This window comes from Streptococcus infantis, assembly GCF_019929665.1.
Taxonomy (GTDB): Bacteria; Bacillota; Bacilli; order Lactobacillales; family Streptococcaceae; genus Streptococcus; species Streptococcus infantis_H.
In genome coordinates, this window is the sequence record NZ_JAHZPZ010000004.1 from 74,975 (window position 1) to 93,253 (window position 18,279).

General features: G+C 40.2%; 19 protein-coding genes and 1 pseudogene. 11 read left to right on the forward strand and 9 right to left on the reverse strand.

Features of this window, described 5'->3' with window-relative positions; all coding sequences use genetic code 11:
* The first annotated feature begins 1 nt into the window (after position 1).
* On the forward strand, positions 2-580 hold the full coding sequence (locus K1I61_RS07345; RefSeq protein ID WP_223334442.1) for a hypothetical protein: 579 nt from the start codon (positions 2-4) through the stop codon (positions 578-580).
* 170 nt (positions 581-750) lie between these two features.
* On the opposite strand, the gene K1I61_RS07350 is transcribed toward K1I61_RS07345, so the two are convergent.
* The 5 genes from K1I61_RS07350 to K1I61_RS07370 all read right to left on the reverse strand — a co-directional run bounded on the left by K1I61_RS07350 (position 751) and on the right by K1I61_RS07370 (position 4,971).
* Positions 751-1,764: a DUF6574 domain-containing protein gene (locus K1I61_RS07350; RefSeq protein WP_223334443.1), complete on the reverse strand. Its 1,014-nt coding sequence runs from the start codon at positions 1,762-1,764 to the stop codon at positions 751-753.
* A gap of 52 nt (positions 1,765-1,816) precedes the next feature.
* A complete protein-coding gene (locus K1I61_RS07355) occupies positions 1,817-2,767 on the reverse strand; it encodes a DUF4097 family beta strand repeat-containing protein (RefSeq protein ID WP_223334445.1) in 951 nt (316 codons plus the stop codon).
* Positions 2,760-3,353 carry a DUF1700 domain-containing protein gene (locus K1I61_RS07360; RefSeq protein WP_223334446.1) on the reverse strand — a complete coding sequence of 198 codons (594 nt, stop codon included), beginning with the start codon at positions 3,351-3,353 and terminating at the stop codon, positions 2,760-2,762. Before K1I61_RS07360 ends, K1I61_RS07355 begins: the two co-directional genes overlap by 8 nt.
* Complete coding sequence (locus K1I61_RS07365; RefSeq protein ID WP_006149048.1) at positions 3,340-3,666, reverse strand: PadR family transcriptional regulator; 327 nt, start codon at positions 3,664-3,666, stop codon at positions 3,340-3,342. The genes K1I61_RS07360 and K1I61_RS07365 overlap by 14 nt, the downstream gene beginning before the upstream one ends.
* Before the next feature lie 138 nt (positions 3,667-3,804).
* Entirely contained in the window at positions 3,805-4,971 is a 1,167-nt protein-coding gene (locus K1I61_RS07370) for a CynX/NimT family MFS transporter (protein ID WP_223334448.1), read from the reverse strand.
* Between the two features lie 214 nt (positions 4,972-5,185).
* Between K1I61_RS07370 and K1I61_RS07375 the strand changes: the two genes are divergently transcribed.
* The 5 genes from K1I61_RS07375 (at position 5,186) to K1I61_RS07395 (ending at position 9,694) form a co-directional block, all read left to right on the forward strand.
* Positions 5,186-6,220: a glycosyltransferase family 2 protein gene (locus K1I61_RS07375; protein ID WP_223334450.1), complete on the forward strand. Its 1,035-nt coding sequence runs from the start codon at positions 5,186-5,188 to the stop codon at positions 6,218-6,220.
* Positions 6,221-6,277: 57 nt separating this feature from the next.
* The gene (locus K1I61_RS07380) at positions 6,278-8,128 is read left to right on the forward strand and encodes a polysaccharide biosynthesis protein (protein WP_223334452.1); all 1,851 of its coding nucleotides are present in this window, start codon (positions 6,278-6,280) and stop codon (positions 8,126-8,128) included.
* A gap of 157 nt (positions 8,129-8,285) precedes the next feature.
* Positions 8,286-8,645 carry a DUF805 domain-containing protein gene (locus K1I61_RS07385; protein ID WP_223334454.1) on the forward strand — a complete coding sequence of 120 codons (360 nt, stop codon included), beginning with the start codon at positions 8,286-8,288 and terminating at the stop codon, positions 8,643-8,645.
* Positions 8,646-8,796: 151 nt separating this feature from the next.
* Complete coding sequence (locus K1I61_RS07390; protein WP_223334456.1) at positions 8,797-9,261, forward strand: DUF805 domain-containing protein; 465 nt, start codon at positions 8,797-8,799, stop codon at positions 9,259-9,261.
* A 73-nt stretch (positions 9,262-9,334) separates the two neighbouring features.
* A complete protein-coding gene (locus K1I61_RS07395; RefSeq protein WP_223334458.1) occupies positions 9,335-9,694 on the forward strand; it encodes a DUF805 domain-containing protein in 360 nt (119 codons plus the stop codon).
* A 76-nt stretch (positions 9,695-9,770) separates the two neighbouring features.
* Here the strand turns inward: K1I61_RS07395 and K1I61_RS07400 are convergent, their stop codons facing one another.
* The 3 genes from K1I61_RS07400 to sdaAB are packed head-to-tail and all read right to left on the reverse strand — an operon-like array spanning position 9,771 to position 11,976.
* Complete coding sequence (locus K1I61_RS07400) at positions 9,771-10,400, reverse strand: HAD hydrolase-like protein (protein WP_223334460.1); 630 nt, start codon at positions 10,398-10,400, stop codon at positions 9,771-9,773.
* A gap of 23 nt (positions 10,401-10,423) precedes the next feature.
* Entirely contained in the window at positions 10,424-11,296 is an 873-nt protein-coding gene (gene sdaAA, locus K1I61_RS07405) for an L-serine ammonia-lyase, iron-sulfur-dependent, subunit alpha (protein WP_223334462.1), read from the reverse strand.
* Positions 11,297-11,304: 8 nt separating this feature from the next.
* The gene (sdaAB, locus tag K1I61_RS07410; RefSeq protein ID WP_004251057.1) at positions 11,305-11,976 is read right to left on the reverse strand and encodes an L-serine ammonia-lyase, iron-sulfur-dependent subunit beta; all 672 of its coding nucleotides are present in this window, start codon (positions 11,974-11,976) and stop codon (positions 11,305-11,307) included.
* A 240-nt stretch (positions 11,977-12,216) separates the two neighbouring features.
* Between sdaAB and apf the strand changes: the two genes are divergently transcribed.
* Together apf and K1I61_RS09050 are read left to right on the forward strand one after the other, a co-directional pair.
* Complete coding sequence (gene apf / locus K1I61_RS07415; RefSeq protein ID WP_223334464.1) at positions 12,217-12,855, forward strand: aggregation-promoting factor; 639 nt, start codon at positions 12,217-12,219, stop codon at positions 12,853-12,855.
* Positions 12,856-13,131: 276 nt separating this feature from the next.
* Positions 13,132-13,316: pseudogene (locus K1I61_RS09050) on the forward strand (hypothetical protein).
* Positions 13,317-13,493: 177 nt separating this feature from the next.
* Here the strand turns inward: K1I61_RS09050 and K1I61_RS07420 are convergent.
* The gene (locus tag K1I61_RS07420) at positions 13,494-14,297 is read right to left on the reverse strand and encodes a hypothetical protein (protein WP_006149033.1); all 804 of its coding nucleotides are present in this window, start codon (positions 14,295-14,297) and stop codon (positions 13,494-13,496) included.
* A 303-nt stretch (positions 14,298-14,600) separates the two neighbouring features.
* Here K1I61_RS07420 and mnmA point away from each other — a divergent pair, with 303 nt between their 5' ends.
* The 3 genes from mnmA (at position 14,601) to mnmG (ending at position 18,243) form a co-directional block, all read left to right on the forward strand.
* Entirely contained in the window at positions 14,601-15,722 is a 1,122-nt protein-coding gene (gene mnmA, locus K1I61_RS07425) for a tRNA 2-thiouridine(34) synthase MnmA (protein WP_223334466.1), read from the forward strand.
* Between the two features lie 140 nt (positions 15,723-15,862).
* On the forward strand, positions 15,863-16,318 hold the full coding sequence (locus K1I61_RS07430; protein ID WP_223334468.1) for an NUDIX hydrolase: 456 nt from the start codon (positions 15,863-15,865) through the stop codon (positions 16,316-16,318).
* An 8-nt stretch (positions 16,319-16,326) separates the two neighbouring features.
* The gene (mnmG, locus tag K1I61_RS07435) at positions 16,327-18,243 is read left to right on the forward strand and encodes a tRNA uridine-5-carboxymethylaminomethyl(34) synthesis enzyme MnmG (RefSeq protein WP_223334470.1); all 1,917 of its coding nucleotides are present in this window, start codon (positions 16,327-16,329) and stop codon (positions 18,241-18,243) included.
* The last annotated feature ends 36 nt before the right edge of the window (positions 18,244-18,279 follow it).

Genomic DNA, 18,279 nt, shown 5'->3' on the forward strand with positions numbered 1-18,279 from the left:
GATGAAAAAAATAGGAATTGTAATAGGGTTACTGTTATTATTTGTAGTAGCTGGAATTTTGTTAACCTTAAAACGAGGAGAGACGACAGTCAGTGTAAAACAATCATGGACTCTTTCTTCTAAAAGTATTAAAACGTTAGAGTTTTATGGCTCAAAGCAAGCAATTGATCTTAAAGTTGTTAAGAGTGACTCCGATGAAACAACTGTTCAAATAGAAGGAAAAGTTTCCGAAGAATCAGTGAATAACATATCTAAAAATGTTAAAATGAGTTCAGATAGTCTATATATCCCGTTTTCGCAACATGGATTTAATTTGGCACTGAGTTCACAAGGGAAAGACAAGTTAGATGTAACCATTTCCTTAGGAAAAAATGCAACGTTCGAAAAAATTTTTGTAGATACTCTTGTTGGTGATGTATCTATTACAGTTCCTGAAGACTTTGATGGAATCTATACTTTGCATACAAACAATACAGGAGAAATTTTAAGGGTCCCTACCACAAATCAAACTTCGAATAGCATCATTGAAGTTGATGGCTATAGTAAGATAAGTGTTGAAAAAGGAGAAAATAATGGTTAGTCACTATAAACAAGCAACTGTGCTGGATTGTGTAAAGGCTTGTGTAAAGACAATCATTTCTTACTATTTCCCAAAGCGAATCATGTAGATAATTTAAAACATTCAGTTTTTGTAGCGAAACTAGTATTTTCAAAATTAGAAAAATCCTGTCATTTTGACAGGATTTTTTCTTATATAAAGGCTAGGATTCGAAGATAATCGAAAACCAGTGCCATTTCTGCTAGGAAAAAGAGAAATAGGATGCTTCCGTTAACTAGAAAGGCCAAGAGAAGGCGATAGAAGAAGTCTGTTTGACTTTCCTTACTCGGCTTCGAGATAGTATAGAGGTTGGCAAGAAGTACCAGCCCAATGCTAATCAAGCAAAGCAATACTGCAAAACGTAGACTATTAAAGAAGGCAAAGAAACTCGCAATACCCGTGAGCAGGATAGGAAGGGCGAAGAGTCTGCTATACTCTTGCAAGGCTTTTTCCAGTGTCCAGTTACGGTCTTGGTCGACAAAGCGTTTGACTACAAATCCACCCATGAGGATTGAAAAGAAGAAGAGACTTGTCGCTACCAAGATGGAGAAGATAGAAAAGAGATTTAGTGAAGGGAAATGCTGGAGAGCTTTAGAGTCGATGGCTGCCATATGGCCGTAGTAGGCTTGCTTGGCGTGATAAACTGTAAAGAGGAAACTCGTGGCAGAAAAGATAGTTAGGAGCGCAAAGGCATTATAACTATGTTTTTTATCTGTATCAATGCTTGCTGTTGGCTCTTTGAGAGCACCTTGTAACCAGACCCAAAAATCAGCCAATTCTTCTTTGAAGATTGCAGTTTTTGTAGGGACAGGATCTGGGACAAATGGACTTTCCAAAGATTTGCTAGGCTGAGATGCTTCCTTAACTGGTTCTTCTGCTTGGTCTGTCTTTGTTGCCAGTTCTTCTTGTTCTTCAGTCTCTACAGGTTCTTCTGACTTGTCTATCTTTTCTGTATTTTCCACGATTTCTTCGTGTTCGTCACTCTCTACTTTCTCTAGGTCAGCTTCTTGTTCTTCAGGAATGACTTGAAGATTTTCTTCAACCACTGGCAACTCTTCTTTTTCTTTTAACTCTTCTTGGGGAATGACTAGGTCAGATGGATGTTCTTTTTTCTCATTATTGGCTGTTTTTTCGAAATCAGCACTTTCAAACCATTCTTGAGTCATAATGAGACCTCCTTTTTTTGATTAATTTTTGAGTAGTAATGATTAACTATTATTAATGATCTCTCGAATTGGGTGAGCGATCCGGTTCGTCTGGAATGTTGATATCTTGACCTGCCTTTGCGACGAGGAGATCTTGCGTATCTTTTTTCTCTACTTTGTAAGGATTGGAGAATTCTTCGTCCCTATTTACATCATTTCCCCGGACAGGATTCACTCCTTCTCGAGTTCGATGATAGATAGCCCCGTATTCTGATGAGAGATTGAGATTGATTCGTTCAAGCTCTTTTCGGGACAACATGAGTATGATGTCATTTTCTGCCTCGAATTCTACCTTACCGTGCACTTGGATGTCGTCAGCAGAGATATGTTCATGTTCTGCTTGGATACGGCTATCTGTTAGACTTGTTCCAAATACATTGACAATTCCAGTTGTGGTCAGTTGGCTATTTTTTATTTCGCTATTAGTGATCCGAAGAAGATAGCCATTTGACTGGATTTTGGCATTGCTGAGTTTTGCTTTAGCAATCGAAAGGACACCATGGTCGACCTGGGCTGTTAGATTTTTTAACTCTCTTCCTTTCGGTAGTGATAGAACGACTTCATCATTACGTCTAGAGACTCCGCTTGCGATAAATAGGATTCCCTCAATACTAGAACCTACAGAACGACGTGTAGTTGGCTTGGTGTCGGAAATCTCAAGAGTTTTTTCTTTGCTAGAATGTTGAAGATTCTCTTTTTCAGAGACAGTTGGATGATACTGGATGTGGATCTTATCATCGTTTGACTCCGTAATAACTAGAGAATGTTGTGTTAGTGAGATGTTAAGATTTTCGATATCTTGATCAAATGTGAGCTCTTCCATTCGGCTCTCAAAGACTGGATTTTGAGACATTGCAAGGAGGCTTCTGACACCATTGGTTTGGATGCCGATGATCATCATGGTAAAACCGATGATACTAGTAACAACACCAAAGATAAGAAATCCTTTTGTTAATTTACGCATGACTTTCACCTCTCTTTCCTCTATTAAGAATCCACTGAATGAGTCGAAGGATTAGTATTCCAAAGAAACGGGTCACATAGGAAGTTGCTAGCAAAACTAGGGACGAAGCTCCGATTGCCAGTAAACCTCCACCAAAAATCAGCATAAAGGCAGATGTAGATTCAGCCAGAACGTAGAAGCTTTCAAATAGGAGGACAGCTCCGAGCACCATTCCAGCTGCTGATACAGCAAAGAAGGCCAACAGTACACTGATCGCTGCGATAAAAATCCCGATGATAGCCATGAGAAGAGCAATCCCGACTGGAATCCCAATAGGTGCAGCCAGAAGTGCGAGGATTGCGATTTGTAAAACCTGACGGTTGTTCTTATTGGAATTTTCTTCGTTGATTTTTTTATCAAGAAGTGTAGTCAGGATGTCATGGGCAGCCTCTTTTGGACTACCGAGGCTAGCTATGAGTTCTTCCTCACCTTCTGGACCAGCATCATCAAAGAGTTCTTTGAAGTAGTCCATAGCTTCGATACGATCAGATTGAGGAAGCTTCATCAGATAGGCTTCAAGCTGATTCAAATATTCAGTTCTTGTCATGGCGAATGCTCCCTTCTATGATGCCGTTGATAGTGTCAGTATAGAGTGTCCACTCTTCTCTGAGTACAAATAGTTGCTCCTCCCCAATCTCTGTTAGGGAGTAGTATTTCCGCATCCGACCTTGGTATTCGCGAGAGTATGTAGTCAGGTAGCGGTTGGTATCCAGTTTTTTCAAGATGGGGTAGAGGGTAGATTCCTTGATTTTGGCAATGAGTTTAATGGTTTGACTAATTTCATAACCATAGGAATCCCCTTGTTCTAGAATGGCCAAGATGAGAAATTCAATCAAAGCCGCTGATGTCGGAAAATACATGGGGCACCTCCTTTTTAGTATATAAAAATTTTATATATAATTATTCTACACATACATCATACATCTAAATGGAAACGCTGTCAAGAAATATGTATAAAAATTTTACATATAAAAAATCTTCTAGCAAAAACTAGAAGATTAGAGAATTTTATCCGATCTATCCACCATAAAGAGTGAGATCGTCATGATGATATCAATGACTAGGAGGGTAATAACAGCTGGGACCCAGGAATGGAACATGTCAAAGCTGTAACCAAAGAGGGCTGGGCCGACAGCTGCCAAAATGTAGCCGCCGGTCTGGGCAAGCCCAGACAATTGGGCTGTCTTTTCAGGGGAGCTAGTTTTGATGGAGAAGCAAACCATGAGATAAGGGAAAAGAGCGCTACAGGCAGTACCAATCAAGAGATGCGCTACTAACCAGTAGAGGAAACTCTTGCTCGGGTATAAGAGCATGGCAATTCCAAGCAATCCAGCGATAGAGATGACTGTCAGCATGATTTGACGGTGATGATTGGACAAACGAGTCGTTAAACTTGGAATAGTCATCGAGAAGGGGATACTAGTCAGAGAAAAGATAGAAGCTAAAAGACCGGCATCTGTGTGAGATAAGCCAGCACTGATTGCCATGGTAGGTAACCAGGTCATACTGGTATAGAAGAGCAAGGACTGAAGTCCACCGAATACAATAATAGCCCAAACTTCCTTGTTTTTTAAGATATTCTCTTTCTTTTGTTTTTTCTCACTTCCTTTTAGAAAATGATTGTGACGGTGATTGGGGAACCAGACAACTAAAGTTAGTAGGCAGGCCAAGGATAAACAGAGGATCAAGCCTTTCCAAGATGTCGCCTGAGTAATGGGTACAGAGAGATAGGAAGCAAGAGCCGTTGTAATCCCCATAGAGGTCACATAGATGGTTGTCAGAAAGCCAATCTTTTGTGGGTGATTGGCCTGAATGGCGCTAGGAAGGAGCACGTTAAAGATCGCAATACTTGCTCCGATAAGTAAAGTCCCTAGATAGAGTAGAGGAAGATTAAAGATACGAATGACTGACCCGAGAGTCAAGAGTATCAGGCTATATGTAAAAAGATGCTCGAGTCCAATTTTTTGAGCCAAACGAGTCGCAAAAGAGGAGAAGATGGCAAACATCAAGAGAGGAAGGCTAGTCAAAACCCCAAGGGAACTGACTTCTACTCCCAAACCTTGAGCAATGTCACCTAAAATAGTCGGTAAAGCTGTAAAAGGAGCTCTTAAGACCGCTCCAACTAGGATAATTCCAAGGACAAAAACTAGAGATTGTTTTTTCATGTGAACCTCAATAAGCTGATTTTGATAACAGCTTATTTTAAGTTTTTTTCCTATAGATGTCAAGTTGACCTGATGTGATTCGCTACGTAGCCGATAGAAATCATAGTAAAGAAGGACAATATATTTACTAGTTTTTTTCTGGGATTCAAATAAAAATAGGAAAGTCTGAAAAATTGTGATAAAATAGTGAAAGAAAATAATTAGGAGACTGTAAGTGATTCAACAAATCGATAATTTAATCGTCTCTATTGTGATTAGTGCTTATAATGAAGAAAAATATTTACCGGGCTTAATTGAAGATTTAAAAAGACAGACATATAATAAAGAAGATATTGAAATTCTATTTATTAATGCAATGTCCACAGATAAGACAACCGATATTATTCAGCGATTTATCTCTGAGGATACTGAATTTAGGTCAATTAGATTGTATGATAACCCTAAAAAGAATCAAGCAAGTGGCTTTAATTTAGGGATTAAGAATTCTAATGGAGACCTTATTTTGAAGATTGATGCGCACTCCAAAGTCACAGAGAATTTTGTGAGGAATAATGTTGAGCTAATCAATCAGGGAGAATATATCTGTGGTGGCCCTAGACCGACGATTGTTGAAGGCGAAGGGAAGTGGTCAGAAGCTTTACATATCGTTGAAGAGAATATGTTTGGAAGTAGCATCGCAGATTATCGAAATAGTTCTCAAGACAGATATGTTTCTTCAATTTTTCATGGTATGTACCGTCGAGAAGTTTTTGAGAAAGCTGGTTTAGTCGATGAACAACTTGGAAGAACAGAAGACAATGAACTTCATTATCGTATCAGAAATCACGGATATAAAATAAGATTTAGTCCCAATGTTTTATCTTATCAATATATTCGACCAACATTTAAAAAGATGCTCCACCAAAAGTATTCAAACGGGCTATGGATTGGATTGACAACTCATGTTAAACCAAAATGTCTATCTATTTTTCATTATGTTCCCTTTGCGTTTGTGTTAAGCATTTTTGTAAGTACTATGCTAATACCTTTTTCTCCATTGTTTTTAATGTTTCTAGTAGTAGTTTATAGCCTATTTGTAATTTCATTGACTATACTTACCTTATTGAAACATAAGAATGTAGCATTGCTCTTAATGCCATTTATGCTATTTTCAATCCATTTTGCCTACGGCATAGGTACAATAGTTGGGTTGATTAAAGGTTTTAAATGGAGAAAAAGTTATAAATCTGAAATTCAGTATTTAAATTAAGACTCCTTATCTCATGCTCAATTAAACATTTTCTCTGTATAGGAGGATACCATTCACATGAATAAAAAAATAACAGATTACGTAATTGATCTGGTTGAAGTATTAAATAAACAACAGAAACAAATATTTTGGGGATTTTTTGATATTGCCAGTATGGTCTTATCAATTATTGTTTCCTATATTCTATTTTATGGCTTGATTAATCCAGCCCCGGTAGACTATGTCATTTACACAGGTCTAACCTTCCTTTTCTACCAACTGATAATTGGATTCTGGGGGCTCAATGCTAGTATTAGTCGATATAGCAAAATAACAGATTTCATGAAGATTTTCTTCGGAGTAACTATCAGTAGTATCTTATCTTATGTGATCTGCTATGCTTTCTTGCCGCTCTTTTCTATCCGCTTTATCGTACTCTTTATCCTATTAACAACTTTCTTGATTCTACTTCCTCGTATCACTTGGCAGTTGATTTACTCAAGACGTAAAAAGGGAAACGGAGATGGAGAACACCGTCGTACCTTCTTGATTGGTGCTGGTGACGGTGGCGCGCTCTTTATGAACAGCTACCAACATCCTACTAGCGACCTTGAACTAGTTGGGATTTTGGATAATGATGAAAAGAAAAAAGGACAAAAACTTGGGAAAATCCCAGTTTTGGGGTCTTATGATGATCTACCAGAATTGGCTAAACGCTACAGAGTTGAAAAAGTTATCGTTGCGATTCCGTCTCTAGATCCATCTGAATATGAACGAATCCTGCAAATGTGTAACGGTATCGGTGTCAAATGCTTCAAAATGCCGATGATTGAGTCAGTTGTGCAAGGTATCCAGCCTCAAGCAGGCGGTTTCCAGAAAATTGATATCACGGACCTGTTAGGACGTAAAGAGATTCAGCTCAATGAATCACGTCTGGGTTCTGAAATCACTGGCAAAACAATCTTGGTGACTGGAGCCGGAGGTTCGATTGGTTCAGAAATCTGCCGTCAAGTTAGTCGATTCAATCCCGAACGTGTCATTTTGCTCGGTCATGGAGAAAACTCTATTTATCTGATTTACCATGAATTGATTCGCAAGTTCCAGGAAATTGACTTTGTTCCTGTCATTGCTGATATTCAAGATTACGATCGTTTGCTTCAAGTTTTTGAACAGTACGAACCAGCGATTGTTTACCATGCTGCAGCCCATAAACATGTTCCGATGATGGAGCGCAATCCAAAAGAAGCCTTTAAGAATAATATCCTTGGGACTTATAATGTTGCTAAGGCAGTTGACACCGCACGAGTTCCAAAAATGGTCATGATTTCGACAGATAAGGCCGTTAATCCACCAAACGTAATGGGAGCAACTAAACGTGTGGCTGAGTTGATTGTCACTGGATTTAATCAACGTAGCCAATCTACCTACTGTGCGGTTCGTTTCGGTAACGTACTCGGTAGCCGTGGTAGTGTAATTCCTGTTTTTGAACGTCAGATCGCTGAAGGTGGGCCTGTAACGGTGACAGACTTCCGAATGACTCGTTACTTTATGACCATTCCAGAAGCTAGTCGCTTGGTGATCCATGCGGGTGCTTATGCAAAGGATGGAGAAGTCTTTATCCTTGATATGGGCAAACCAGTACGCATTTACGATTTGGCTAAGAAAATGGTTCTACTCAGTGGCCATACTGAAAATGAAATTCCAATCGTAGAAGTAGGTATTCGCCCAGGTGAAAAACTATACGAAGAGTTGCTTGTATCAACTGAGCTAGTTGACAATCAAGTAATGGACAAAATCTTTGTTGGTAAAGTAAATGTAATGCCTCTTGAGATGATCAATCAGAAGATTGAAGAGTTCCGTACCTTGCAAGGTTCTGAATTGAAGAGAGCAATCATAGCTTTTGCTAATGAAACAACACATGCTGACTAAAAATAGATGAGATATTATCTGCAACTTCTGTTTATGAGAAAGAGCGGATAGTATCTTTTTTCTAGATTTCGAGAGACTTTCAGAGTTTTTTGAACAAACTTGTTATTATTGAACAGATATGGTAAACTATAGTAAATAAAAAATTAGGGAGTAACTTATGATTAACGCAATTAAAAATTTCTTTAAAGGTTATGTGGATTTTTCAGGACGTTCAACACGCGCAGATTACTGGTGGATTTGGTTGGCAAACCTCATCCTTTCTATTCCTTTCTACATGGTATACGGTGCTGCAATGGCAAATCCGGATAGCGAAGCTGCTATTATGACTTTGGGTCTTTTCGTATTTATTTATCTCATTTTTGGGCTAGCGGTTTTATTGCCTGGACTTGCATTGACAGTTCGTCGTCTACGTGACGCTGGTTTCCATTGGGCACTCATCTTCGTTGCCTTTATTCCAATGGTTGGAGGTATCGCTCTTTTGGTACTTCTAGCTATGCCGACAAAGGAAACACTATAAGATTAACTATTTGAAGAATGCTACAAGGACGAAGAAGTTTCAGTCTTGTCGAATAATTTGCTAACACTCCCAGGTCTTTTACTAGATTTGGGAGTGTTCTATAACTGTACAGTTTAGTATCTACTGATAAAATAAAAGTTGGGAGTATCATATGATTAACGCGTATAAGAATTTTTTTAAGAATTTTGCAGAGTTCACTGGGCGTTCGACGCGTCCAGATTACTGGTGGGTTTGGTTAGGAAACCTCATCCTTTCTATTCCTTTCTGGATTATCTATTTCTACACTGTATTTCTTAGTACCGTGATGGATTCAGTGAGCGATTCAGCCAGCGAAGCTACTTTCATGATTTTTGGTTTAGTTGTCATTATTTATGCAATTTTCTACCTAGCAATCTTAGTACCGACTTTAGCTTTATCAGTTCGCCGTTTGCGTGATGCTAGTTTTCACTGGGCCTTTATCTTCCTTCGCTTTGTTCCAATGGGAGGGATAGCTCTTTTGATTCTTTTCGCTATGCCGACAAAAGAAACTGAAGTGGTAAACTATAGTGAATCGCAAGCAGTCAAAAATGAAGAAGGCATCGAAGATACACCGTTCGAAGAATCAGATAAGAACTAAGAGATTCTTGCTTTACGGTTGAACCTTGTCTGGTAGTTCTCATGCCTGTTTAACATATAATTAGGAGTATCTTATGATTGAAGCCTATAAAAATTTCTTTAGAGGGTTTGCAGACTTTTCAGGACGTTCAACGCGTCCGGATTTTTGGTGGGTTTGGATAATGAACACTATTTTGTCCATTCCTCTTTATATTACCTATTTTCAGACTGTCTTCACTGAAGAAGAAGTAGCAGACCCTATCGCAAGTGTGGGAATTCTGAGTTTTTATATCATTTTTTATCTAGTGATATTCATACCGAGTATCGCTCTAAGAGTTCGACGTTTACGTGATGCAGGCTTTCACTGGGCCTTCATTTTTCTCGCTTTCGCTCCAATGGGAGGATTTATTCTTTTAGTCCTGCTTGCAATGCCAACTAAGGAAGTAACTAGCTAATAAATGACAGATCAAAGCAAGAACAAATTAAAAAACACCCCAATTAAATTGGAGTGTTTTTTGTTTAGGGTTTCAATTATAGTTGACGTAAAATGTCTGCTGGTTGATGTGCGACCCAGTCAGGTTGATAGGTCATGAGGTCCTTCTCGTCACCAAATCCCCAAGTAACCGCTAGTTTTTTAATGCCAGTTTCTTGGGCACTAATCATATCAAACTTAGTATCTCCGATAAGGACCACTTTTTCTGGGTCCAATTTATGAGTTGCCAAAGCTTGACGAATGACATCTGCCTTATGCACCGCTTGAGGACTTGAACCATAGATGCCGTCAAAGAAGTGATCGATTTCAAAATTAGCTGTCATATGGACTGCTGTCGGAGTATTTTTTGTTGTCGTGATATAGAGAGGATACTGTTGGGCTAGTTCAGTGAGTAGTTCCTTGATTCGTGGAAATAGTTGGGCTTCGTAAACTCCTTTTTCCTTATAGTAAGAACGATAAAGCTGGATAGCTAGCTCAATCTGCTCAGTTGGTAAGCAACTAGCGAAACTAGTTTCCAAAGGAGGTCCCATAAAACCACGGATGGTTTTTGCATCTGGACTAGGGACTCCCAGTTGTTCAAAAGTATAGGTGAAGCCATTGTGAATACCGATCGAGCTGTCCACAAGGGTTCCATCTAAGTCGAAAAAGATGGCTGATAGGGATGACATTGATTCTCCTAGTAATCTTGAAATTATTCGCCGAAGATTTCTTTTTGCAGGCGACGGCCTGTCGGTGTGGCTGCAAGACCACCTTCGGCAGTTTCACGAAAGGCAGTTGGGAGGCTAGAGCCTACTTGGTACATGGCATCAATGACTTCGTCAACTGGGATTTTTGATTCAATACCAGCTAAAGCCATATCAGCTGCGATGAAGGCGAAGCTTGCTCCCATGGCATTACGCTTAACACATGGGACTTCAACCAAACCTGCAACGGGATCGCAGATAAGACCCAGCATATTTTTAATAACGAAGGCAATAGCCTGACTCGCTTGATAAGGAGTTCCACCTGCAGCTAGAGTTAGGGCAGCAGCGCTCATGGCAGAGGCAGATCCAACTTCGGCTTGACAGCCTCCTTCAGCTCCCGAGATAGAAGCGTTATTAGCAAGGACGAGCCCAAAAGCACCAGCAGCAAAGAGAAAATCTAGTTGTTGTTCATGCGTTAAATTTAACTTTTGAATAGCAGATGTGAGAACTGCAGGAAGACAACCTGCACTACCTGCAGTCGGTGTTGCACAGACAAGGCCCATCTTGGCATTGTGCTCATTAACGGCAATGGCGTTACGAGCGGCAGACAAGACAGTGAAGTCTGATAAGGTCTTTCCTTTTTTGATGTAGTGGTCGAGTTTAGCTGCATCACCACCTGTTAGACCACTACGAGATTTCTTTTCGCTGAGACCAAGCTCGACGGAAGCTTTCATGACTTCAAGGTTACGCTCCATGAGGAGGAGAACTTCCTCACGCTCACGACCAGTTAGCTCATACTCAGTCCTAATCATGAGCTCAGCAACATTTCCTTGGAAGTCAAGTTCGGCTTGTTCGACTAATTCTTTGATAGAGTAAAACATATTTTCTCCTATTGAAAGAAGTTGACATTGTGCAAATGAGGAATTTTCCGAATCTCTTCGATAGATTCTTCGCAGTTACGACTATCAACTTCGATAATCATGATGGCTTTCTCGCCAGCTTTTTCTCGAGTTACATTCATTTGGGCGATGTTGATGCCAAAGCGAGAAAGTGCTTCTGTCACATGAGCAATCATACCTGGAACATCTTGATGAACGATGATGATGGTAGGGGTGTTCATGTTGAGAGATACGGCAAAACCATTTAATTCTGTCACCTGGATATTTCCACCGCCGATTGAAATTCCTGTTACGCTGATAGTCTTACGATCGTTCTTAACAGTGATTTTCGTAGTATTTGGGTGGGGAGCATTACTGTCCTTTTGGATGGTCCACACGATTTTAATGCCACGCTTGTGGGCAATTTCTAAACTATTTGGAATTTCAGGATCATCCGTATCCATTCCCAAAATACCAGCTACAAGGGCAAGGTCTGTCCCGTGTCCACGATAGGTTTTTGCAAAAGAGTTAAAAAGCTGGAATTCAACCTCGGTAGGAGTATCATCAAAGATAGATGAAACGATTTTACCGATACGAACAGCTCCTGCCGTGTGACTACTAGATGGCCCAATCATGACTGGTCCAATGATATCAAAGACAGATTGAAAACGAAGTGATTGCATCTGTTTCCCCTTAAAAAGATTCTTACTTCTATTATAGCAAAGATTAGATGTAAGTGCTTAATTACTTTCTGAAATATATAAAAAGATTAAAAAGCTTTTATAACAAGGGTTTTGTAACAAAAAGTGGCTTTTTTAAGTAAATAAATCACAGTTTTGTAATATTTCTACACAAATTCGTTAACAAATAGTAACATTAGAAAGGTATCATGGTAGTATAAGAAAGAAGGAGAACTTTTTTAAATGAAATTAAACATTAAGACTAAACTTGCAGGATTTGCAGTTGTACTTGCTTTCCTTGCACCATCACTTACTTTTGCACAAGAAACAAAAACTTATACAGTTAAACCTGGAGATACTCTTTCAGAAATTGCTGAGACCTACAATACAACAGTTGAAAAATTAGCTAAATTGAACAACATTAAAAATGTTGACCTTATCTTTATTGACCAAGTATTGGTTATTGATGGGGCAGCTCCAGTTGCTGAAACTACAACAACAGAAGCTCCTGTAGCAGAAGTTGAAGAAACTCCAGCAGTTGCTGAAACTGTTGTAGAAGAAACTACATATGAAGAAACTTACGAAGCTCCAGCTTCAGCACCTGCAGCAGCAGAAAGCTACTCAGCTCCAGCTCCAGCTCCAGCTGCAACTGTAAGCGGATCTGAAGCAGAAGCGAAAGAATGGATCGCTCAAAAAGAATCAGGCGGTAGCTACACAGCGACAAACGGACGTTACATCGGACGTTACCAATTGACAGATTCTTACTTGAACGGCGACTACTCAGCTGAAAATCAAGAACGTGTAGCAGACGCTTATGTTGCAGGACGTTATGGTTCATGGACAGCTGCTAAGAACTTCTGGCTTAACAACGGTTGGTACTAAGAAGATATAGAAAAGAAAGTCTCAATGACTTTCTTTTTTGTTTACAAAGATATCAACTTCTCGCTCTAGTTCTGTTAGTAAGTGTTCATCTTCTACTAGCTTAGCTAAGGAGAGTCCATTTTGTATCAACTGAACATCATTAGTACAAATGCCTATACGAATATAGGAAAACGCAAGTGTGTCATACTGTTTGCTTATTTTTGCTTCCTACAAGAGAGTGTAGCAAAGCTGTTTGCAAAGTAACTTATCACCATTGTAAAGATAAAGAGTTGAGAGATTCAACAGCAACATCATTTTTTGTCATTTTTATTATATCTAAGCATGTCTACTAGTCCAATAATTGGACTAGTGATTGGACATGAAATAAATCCAATAAATTCTATTATTATAGCTCTTAGTACGATATGGGCATTAATTTTGATATGTATAGAAAATATCTTTATAGAGACGAAGATGACTAAAGTTTTTATCAATAATTGGCTCCATAATATCTATAGGGAATTTACCTGCTACCAATATCATAGAGCCCTAAAAAAGAGCCGTTTAGGCTCTTTTTGTGTGTTTGCATTTGATGAGAGATCATTATAAACATTGGTGTTGAGGGCTTACAAGTTTATGGGATTTCGCCATCTAGATTATTAGTTAGACGAACTGGTTGTAACGCTATTAGACTCTGATTGAGAACCTGAAGAATCAGCAGTTTGACCTCCTGTATTAGCGCTATTATCTCCTCCACTACTTGTACTACCAGATGAAGACTGCTCAGCTGCAGGTGCTTGGGAATTAGATATGCTTCCATTTGTTTCTGGATAGCTTTGAATATAGCTACTATCTTCTGAACGGCTGGCTTCTATTCCGGCATCTCTAGTAGTCGTTTCTGTTTGGGTAGTTTTTTCTTCTTCTTTTTTGGTCAAGACTTCAACTTGTTTTTGGAATTTAGAGATTAGTTCTTGAATTGGTTTTATCTTTTCTTCAAGAGCAACTTGGTCGCTGGCAGAATTAATGTTTTTAATGATGTCTATTATTTTTTGCAAGGAAGTGATGGCTGTCTCAAGTGTTTGTTTATCTTGAAACTGGCTATCAGAATCCTTTATATCTAATTTCAAAGCTTTTTCACTATAATGATTTGTGACTTTATCGGCAGTAGAAGCGAGAAAGTCTGCTAATGTCTTTTTGCCTTCATCAGTAGTTGGTTTTAATTCTTGAATTTTTTTCCAATCTTCTATAATGGTTTCAGAATCAATATTGAAGTCTTTAATGGCGTTTTTTACTTGTTCGACATCTTGTTGATTTTTTTGTTGTTTGATGAGAGCAACATTCCCTCTCTCTGCTTGGATTTTTTCTTGATGGAGGACTAAGCCTGTCAAAAGTCCAATACCTGCAATAAGTGTAATAATAAAAATAGTATTTTTTGATTTTAGAATATCTTTGTAGTTGTTCACATTAGTTCTACGCACATGGATGATGGTGTATATATGGAATCATGTGCGCATTCCTCCTTATTAAAGTATATCATTTTTAGTTGATTTTAAAAATAAGTTTTTAAAGAGAATAGAGATTTAGGAATGGATTGAATTTTTTGTATCCTATCTTCATGTATTGACAGAAGAGGTTGATAGTTTGTCAGCATCTTTCTTGTCTTCTCTATCTAAGCATGTTATAATGAAAACTGCTCAAACGACCTTCAATCGTGATAGCAAACACGACCTTCAATCGTGAATAAACGAATAGATGGGAGAACTACCATGAGTGATAACTCTAAAACACGTGTTGTCGTGGGGATGAGTGGTGGTGTTGATTCGTCGGTGACGGCTCTTTTGCTCAAGGAGCAGGGCTACGATGTAATTGGCATCTTCATGAAGAACTGGGACGACACAGATGAAAACGGCGTCTGTACGGCGACCGAAGATTACAAGGATGTGGCTGCGGTAGCAGACCAACTTGGCATCCCTTACTACTCTGTCAACTTTGAAAAAGAGTACTGGGACCGCGTTTTTGAGTACTTTCTAGCGGAATACCGTGCAGGACGCACGCCAAATCCAGACGTTATGTGTAACAAGGAAATCAAGTTTAAGGCCTTTTTGGACTATGCTATGACCTTGGGAGCAGACTATGTAGCGACTGGGCACTATGCCCGTGTGTCGCGTGATGAGGATGGTATCGTTCACATGCTTCGTGGCGTGGACAATGGCAAAGACCAGACCTATTTCCTCAGCCAACTTTCACAAGAACAATTACAAAAGACTATGTTCCCATTGGGACATTTGGAAAAGCCTGAAGTTCGAAGACTAGCAGAAGAAGCAGGCCTTGCGACTGCTAAGAAGAAAGATTCAACAGGAATTTGCTTTATCGGAGAAAAGAACTTTAAAGAATTTCTCAGCAACTACTTACCAGCTCAACCTGGGCGTATGATGACTGTGGATGGACGCGATATGGGCGAGCATGCTGGTCTAATGTACTATACGATCGGTCAGCGTGGTGGACTCGGTATCGGTGGGCAACACGGCGGTGATAATGCCCCTTGGTTTGTTGTTGGGAAAGACCTGAGTCAGAATATTCTCTATGTAGGCCAAGGATTCTACCATGACTCGCTTATGTCAACTAGCTTAGAAGCCAGTCAGGTCCACTTTACTCGTAATATGCCAGAGGAATTTACGCTAGAATGCACGGCTAAATTCCGCTATCGTCAGCCTGACTCTAAAGTGACTGTACATGTCAAAGGGGATAAGGCAGAGGTCATCTTTGCGGAGCCACAGCGCGCCATTACACCAGGACAGGCAGTTGTCTTTTACGACGGTGAAGAATGTCTCGGTGGTGGTTTGATTGATAATGCTTACCGTGATGGCAAGGTTTGTCAGTACATTTAGATTGACAAATGTTCTCAATTTGCTACAATAATAACAGCAATAGAAATGATGGTCAAAGCTCATGGATGTTGCAGGCTTTTTTGTCCTGCACTTCTTACGAGTTTTGACTGTTTTTGTGTCGTTTAAGGGAAAGGACAAGAATGACTCAGCAAGACTTTCGGACAAAAGTGGGGAATACGGTTTTTGGCGTTCGAGCGACAGCTTTGATTCTTCAAAACCGCAAGCTCCTAGTCACCAAAGATAAGGGCAAGTATTACACTATCGGCGGTGCGATCCAAGTAAATGAAAGCACGGAAGACGCCCTAGTCCGTGAAGTGAGGGAAGAATTGGGTGTCAAAGCTCAAGCTGGGCAGCTAGCTTTCGTGGTTGAAAATCGTTTTGAAGAAGATGGTGTCTATTTTCACAACATCGAGTTTCATTATCTGGTGGATTTACTTGAGGATGCCCCATTGACCATGCAGGAAGATGAGAAAAGGCAACCTTGTGAGTGGATTGACTTGGACAAGCTTGAGGATTTCCAACTAGTTCCAGCCTTTTTAAAAACAGCTCTACCAGCTTGGGAGGGCCAACTAAGACACATTCATTTTGAGGAATAGGAGAGAAAATGACTTATAATTTTACGGAAGAATACGATATTATTGTAATCGGTGCGGGACATGCGGGGGTCGAAGCTTCACTAGCAGCCAGCCGTATGGGTTGTAAGGTCTTGCTTGCGACCATCAACATTGAAATGTTGGCTTTCATGCCATGTAATCCGTCTATTGGTGGTTCCGCTAAAGGGATTGTCGTGCGTGAGGTAGATGCCCTTGGTGGTGAAATGGCGAAAACCATTGACAAGAGCTACATCCAGATGAAGATGCTCAACACTGGGAAGGGGCCAGCTGTCCGTGCCCTTCGTGCACAAGCTGATAAGGAACTTTACTCTAAGGAAATGCGCAAGACGGTTGAAAACCAAGACAACCTCACCCTTCGTCAAACCATGATTGATGAGATTTTGGTGGAAGATGGCAAGGTTGTCGGTGTTCGTACAGCTACCCATCAAGAGTATGCTGCCAAGGCTGTTATCGTAACCACAGGGACAGCCCTTCGTGGGGAAATCATCATCGGAGATCTCAAGTACTCATCAGGGCCAAACCACAGCCTAGCTTCTATTAACCTAGCTGATAATCTCAAGGAACTTGGACTTGAAATCGGTCGTTTCAAGACAGGAACGCCTCCACGTGTCAAGGCTTCCTCTATCAACTACGATGTGACAGAGATTCAGCCAGGAGATGAAGCACCAAATCACTTCTCTTACACTTCACGTGATGAAGATTATGTCAAAGATCAAGTGCCGTGCTGGTTGACATATACCAATGGTACCAGCCATGAGATTATCCAAAACAACCTCCATCGTGCGCCTATGTTTACAGGTGTGGTTAAGGGAGTGGGACCTCGTTACTGTCCGTCGATTGAGGACAAGATTGTGCGTTTTGCAGACAAGGAACGCCACCAGCTTTTCCTTGAGCCAGAAGGACGAAACACAGAAGAAGTTTATGTGCAAGGTCTCTCAACCAGTCTTCCTGAGGATGTCCAACGTGACTTGGTTCATTCTATCAAAGGTTTGGAAAATGCAGAGATGATGCGTACAGGTTATGCTATCGAGTACGACATGGTCTTGCCTCATCAGTTGCGTGCAACGCTTGAAACCAAGAAAATCTCAGGACTTTTCACAGCTGGTCAGACAAATGGTACATCTGGTTACGAAGAGGCAGCAGGCCAAGGGATTATCGCGGGTATCAACGCAGCTCTGAAAATCCAAGGCAAGCCTGAGTTAATTTTGAAGCGCAGTGACGGTTATATCGGAGTGATGATTGATGACTTGGTAACTAAGGGGACCATTGAACCTTACCGTCTGTTAACTAGTCGTGCAGAATACCGCCTCATTCTCCGTCATGACAATGCCGATATGCGTTTGACTGAGATGGGGCGCGAGATTGGGCTTGTTGACGATGAACGTTGGGCTCGTTTTGAAATCAAGAAAAATCAATTTGAAAATGAAATGAAGCGTTTAGACAGCATCAAACTCAAGCCAGTCAAGGAAACAAATGCTAAGGTTGAGGAGATGGGCTTCAAGCCCTTGACAGATGCGGTGACAGCCAAGGAATTTCTTCGTCGTCCAGAAGTCTCTTACCAAGATGTGGTGGCTTTCATCGGACCTGCTGCTGAAGAGTTAGATGACAAGATTATCGAATTGATTGAAACAGAAATCAAGTACGAAGGCTATATCTCAAAAGCCATGGATCAGGTTGCCAAGATGAAACGCATGGAAGAAAAACGAATTCCAGCGAATATTGACTGGGATGATATTGACTCTATCGCGACTGAAGCTCGTCAGAAGTTCAAGCTCATCAATCCAGAAACCATCGGCCAAGCTAGCCGTATTTCAGGTGTAAACCCAGCAGATATTTCCATTCTTATGGTGTATTTAGAAGGTAAAAATCGAAGCATTTCTAAAAACTTAGAAAAGAAAGCTGACTAAAAATAAAAAGCTAAATTCTCATTTTGAGAATTCAGC